The following is a 3851-nucleotide window of genomic DNA, read 5'->3' as shown; positions in this document are numbered from 1 at the left end:
GCGTAGTGCTCCGGCAGGTAACCGATGTAGGCACCGGACAGCACTAGAATCAGCTGCGCCTCCATACTTTCCACTGTGGCCGCGCTGTGCTTGAAACCGTGACGTGCCAGTTCGGCCTGGCTCCAGTAACCCCGACCCACCATCCGTTGCTGGGTGATGACTTGCTCGGGGATACGCCGCTCGGTGAACAGCGGATGCCGGCTGCTGCAATACAGCCAGTGCTGCTCGCGGTAGAGCGGCATGTAGACCAGGCCGCTCATGCGCGTGGAGAACGCACCGATGGCCAGGTCCAGGCGATTGTCCTGCACACCGAGTTGCAGTTCGTACGGGCTCATGACCGACAAATGCAAATGCACGGCCGGGTGTTCCTGGCTGTAGGCGCCGATGGCCTCGGCGAAGGGCAAGGCCTTGTCGCTGACCGTTGAGTCGATCACGCCAAGGTTCAGCGTGCCGCGCAGTTCACCCTTGAGCGCTGCGGCGTATTGCTCGAAACCTTCGAGCTCGCCCAACAGACGCAGGGTTTCCTGATGAAACAGTTCGCCCTTGCTGGTCAGGCTGAACCCACCACGACCACGATGGCAGAGCACCAGGCCGAGGGCCGCTTCGAGCTGGCTCATGTAGGTGCTGATGGCCGACGTCGAGAGGTTGAGTTCTTGCTGGGCGTTGGCGAACCCTTGATGACGGACCACGCTGACGAAGATGCGCAATAGTTTCAGGTCGGGTAAAGCGTTGGCCATGGGGCACTCCAGCAAAAACACAATCAGACATAGAACCAGTAGCAGCTGACGAGTCTATCTCCGCCTTCGCCATTAGTTTAGAAAAATCTGAACTAAGTATTTGTCCGTAGCGATTCTTCCCGGCCACTACATTTCGCAGAATCGTTTCCCAACGGTGCCTGTGTCTGTCATGACCTGTGCCACCGACATAAATAAAACAACGACGATGAGGCCCTACCCGTGGACAAAATTCTTCACCAACCACTGGGCGGCAATGAAATGCCGCGCTTCGGCGGCATCGCCACCATGATGCGACTCCCCCATTTAGATACCGCTGCCGGCCTGGACGCTGCCTTCATTGGCGTGCCATTGGACATCGGCACTTCGCTGCGCCCCGGCACCCGTTTCGGACCTCGCGAAATCCGCGCTGAATCGGTGATGATCCGCCCGTACAACATGGCGACCGGCGCGGCTCCGTTCGATTCGCTGTCGGTGGCTGACATCGGCGACATCGCGATCAACACGTTCAACCTGCTGGACGCGGTACGGATCATCGAAGAGTCCTACCACAAAATCCTCGAACACGATGTGATCCCCCTGACCCTGGGTGGTGACCACACCATCACCCTGCCGATCCTGCGCGCCATTCATAAAAAGCACGGCAAGATCGGCCTGGTGCACATCGACGCGCACGCTGATGTGAACGATCACATGTTCGGCGAGAAAATCGCCCACGGCACCACTTTCCGCCGTGCCGTCGAAGAAGGCCTGCTGGATTGCGACCGCGTGGTGCAAATCGGCCTGCGCGCTCAGGGTTACACCGCTGACGACTTCAACTGGAGCCGCAATCAGGGCTTCCGTGTGGTTCAGGCCGAGGAATGCTGGCACAAGTCCCTGGCCCCGTTGATGGCCGAAGTTCGCGAGAAAGTCGGTGGCGGTCCGGTGTACCTGAGTTTCGACATCGACGGCATCGACCCGGCCTGGGCGCCTGGCACCGGCACCCCGGAAATCGGCGGTCTGACGACCATTCAAGCGATTGAAATCGTTCGCGGCTGCCAAGGCCTCGACCTGGTCGGTTGCGATCTGGTAGAAGTCTCGCCCGCTTATGACACCACCGGCAACACCTCGCTGCTGGCCGCCAACCTGCTGTACGAAATGCTCTGCGTACTGCCAGGCGTGGTCCACCGCTGAAGATGGATTCGCTCTAAACCGGCGTTGCGACTAACCGCCTGATTCAACGCATTACCTGTGGTCAACGCATTACCTGTGGGAACGGGCTTGCCCGCGATGAACGATGACGCGGTCTGCCTGATAGACCGCGGCGTACCCATCGCGGGCAAGTCGGGACGACGCATCGCACGCTCCCACAGGGATTGGTGTTTTCACAGGGATTGATTTCAGCATCACCATAAAAAAAACAATCGGAGACACGCCGTCATGGCTTTGGATTTATTCGTCGTACTCATCTACGCCGCCGCGATGCTGATACTCGGCTACTACGGCATGCGCAAGGCCAAGACCAACGAAGACTTTTTGGTCGCCGGTCGTAACCTCGGTCCGAGCCTGTACATGGGCACCATGGCTGCCACCGTTCTGGGCGGCGCGTCCACTGTCGGCACCGTACGCCTTGGCTACGTTCATGGCATCTCCGGGTTCTGGCTCTGCGCGGCCCTCGGTTGCGGGATCGTGGCGCTGAACCTGTTCCTCGCCAAACCGCTGCTGAAACTGAAGATCTACACCGTTACCCAAGTGCTGGAAAAACGCTATAACCCGATGGCCCGTTCCGCGAGCGCGGCAATCATGCTGGCGTATGCGCTGATGATCGGCGTGACCTCAATCCTGGCCATCGGCACCGTACTGCAAGTGCTGTTTGACCTGCCGTTCTGGGTCTCGGTATTGGTCGGCGGCGGTGTGGTGGTGATTTACTCCGCGATCGGCGGCATGTGGTCCCTGACCCTGACCGACATCGTCCAGTTCGTGATCAAGACCGTGGGTCTGATGTTCATCCTGTTGCCAATCTGCCTGTACCGCGTCGGCGGCTGGGATGAGTTGGTGTTGAAACTGCCGGCAACCGCCTTCAGCTTCACCACGATTGGCTGGGACACCATCATCACCTACTTCATGATCTACTTCTTCGGGATCCTGATCGGCCAGGACATCTGGCAACGTGTGTTCACCGTCAAGACCGCCAAAGTGGCTCAGGTCGCCGGTACGTTCGCAGGCGTCTACTGCATCCTCTACGGACTGGCCTGCGCCCTGATAGGCATGGCCGCTCACGTATTGATCCCGGATCTGGACAACGTCAACAACGCCTTCGCTGCCATCGTCAAACTGTCCCTGCCGGACGGTATCCGTGGTCTGGTAATCGCCGCGGCCCTGGCCGCCATGATGTCCACCGCCAGCGCCGGCCTGCTCGCCGCTGCCACTACCCTGACCGAAGATATGCTGCCGAAACTGCGTGGCGGCAAACCGTCGAGCCTGCGCATCAACCGTCTGTTCACCCTGTTGACCGGCATCGTCGTGCTGGGCATCGCCCTGGTCGTGAATGACGTGATCAGCGCCCTGACCCTGGCGTACAACCTGCTGGTGGGCGGCATGCTGATCCCGCTGATGGGTGCAATTTTCTGGAAGCGCGCAACCACCGCCGGCGCGATCACCAGCATGGGCATGGGCTTCGCCACTGCGCTGGTGTTCATGTTCAAAGACGGTCTGGATGCCAATACCCCGATCTACTACAGCCTCGGCGTCGGTCTGGTGAGCTTCGTGCTGGTCAGCCTGATGTCCCGTCGCCCGGCAGTTCAGGCCAGCGCCGCCTAAGCTCAACATAACAACTGATGCTTTCTTCGGCGGGTGTGGCGTCGGTTGCCACACCCGTTTTTTTTCGCCTCGGTACGTGTCAAGGTACCTGTCGCCTTGTCTTACAGTTGCTAGCCCGTTGCGCTCTTAATTTCAGGGCGCTCTGGGTTTAAATACACAGCATCTGCCAACTTCCAGTTGCGTGTTCGAGTGCTCCAGCGGCTCGGATTAGCTTCCTTGGCATTTTCATAAAGCATTGCTCTAGCTTGTAATAGAGCCGTTGCTTTGCCTTCGTGCCGCTGGTTTGGCGTCACGTATTTCAGGGCGCTGTGGCGGTGA

At 59.3% G+C, this 3851-nt stretch carries 3 protein-coding genes and 1 pseudogene; 2 read left to right on the top strand and 2 right to left on the bottom strand.

What is annotated here, in order from left to right:
- Positions 1–737 (bottom strand): LysR family transcriptional regulator (locus tag AC1DSG_RS28785; RefSeq protein WP_477793908.1); only part of this gene is annotated, 737 nt, incomplete at its 3' end.
- A gap of 219 nt (positions 738–956) precedes the next feature.
- Here AC1DSG_RS28785 and speB point away from each other — a divergent pair.
- Together speB and AC1DSG_RS28775 are read left to right on the top strand one after the other, a co-directional pair.
- The gene (gene speB, locus AC1DSG_RS28780; RefSeq protein WP_477793907.1) at positions 957–1907 is read left to right on the top strand and encodes an agmatinase; all 951 of its coding nucleotides are present in this window, start codon (positions 957–959) and stop codon (positions 1905–1907) included.
- Positions 1908–2153: 246 nt separating this feature from the next.
- Positions 2154–3533: a sodium:solute symporter family protein gene (locus tag AC1DSG_RS28775; protein WP_477793906.1), complete on the top strand. Its 1380-nt coding sequence runs from the start codon at positions 2154–2156 to the stop codon at positions 3531–3533.
- 110 nt (positions 3534–3643) lie between these two features.
- Here AC1DSG_RS28775 and AC1DSG_RS28770 read toward each other — a convergent pair.
- Positions 3644–3851 (bottom strand): annotated as a pseudogene (locus tag AC1DSG_RS28770) (IS3 family transposase); the annotation flags it as partial.

This window comes from Pseudomonas sp. P5_A12 (assembly GCF_056400685.1).
This window is presented reverse-complemented; position numbering and strand designations above follow the sequence as displayed.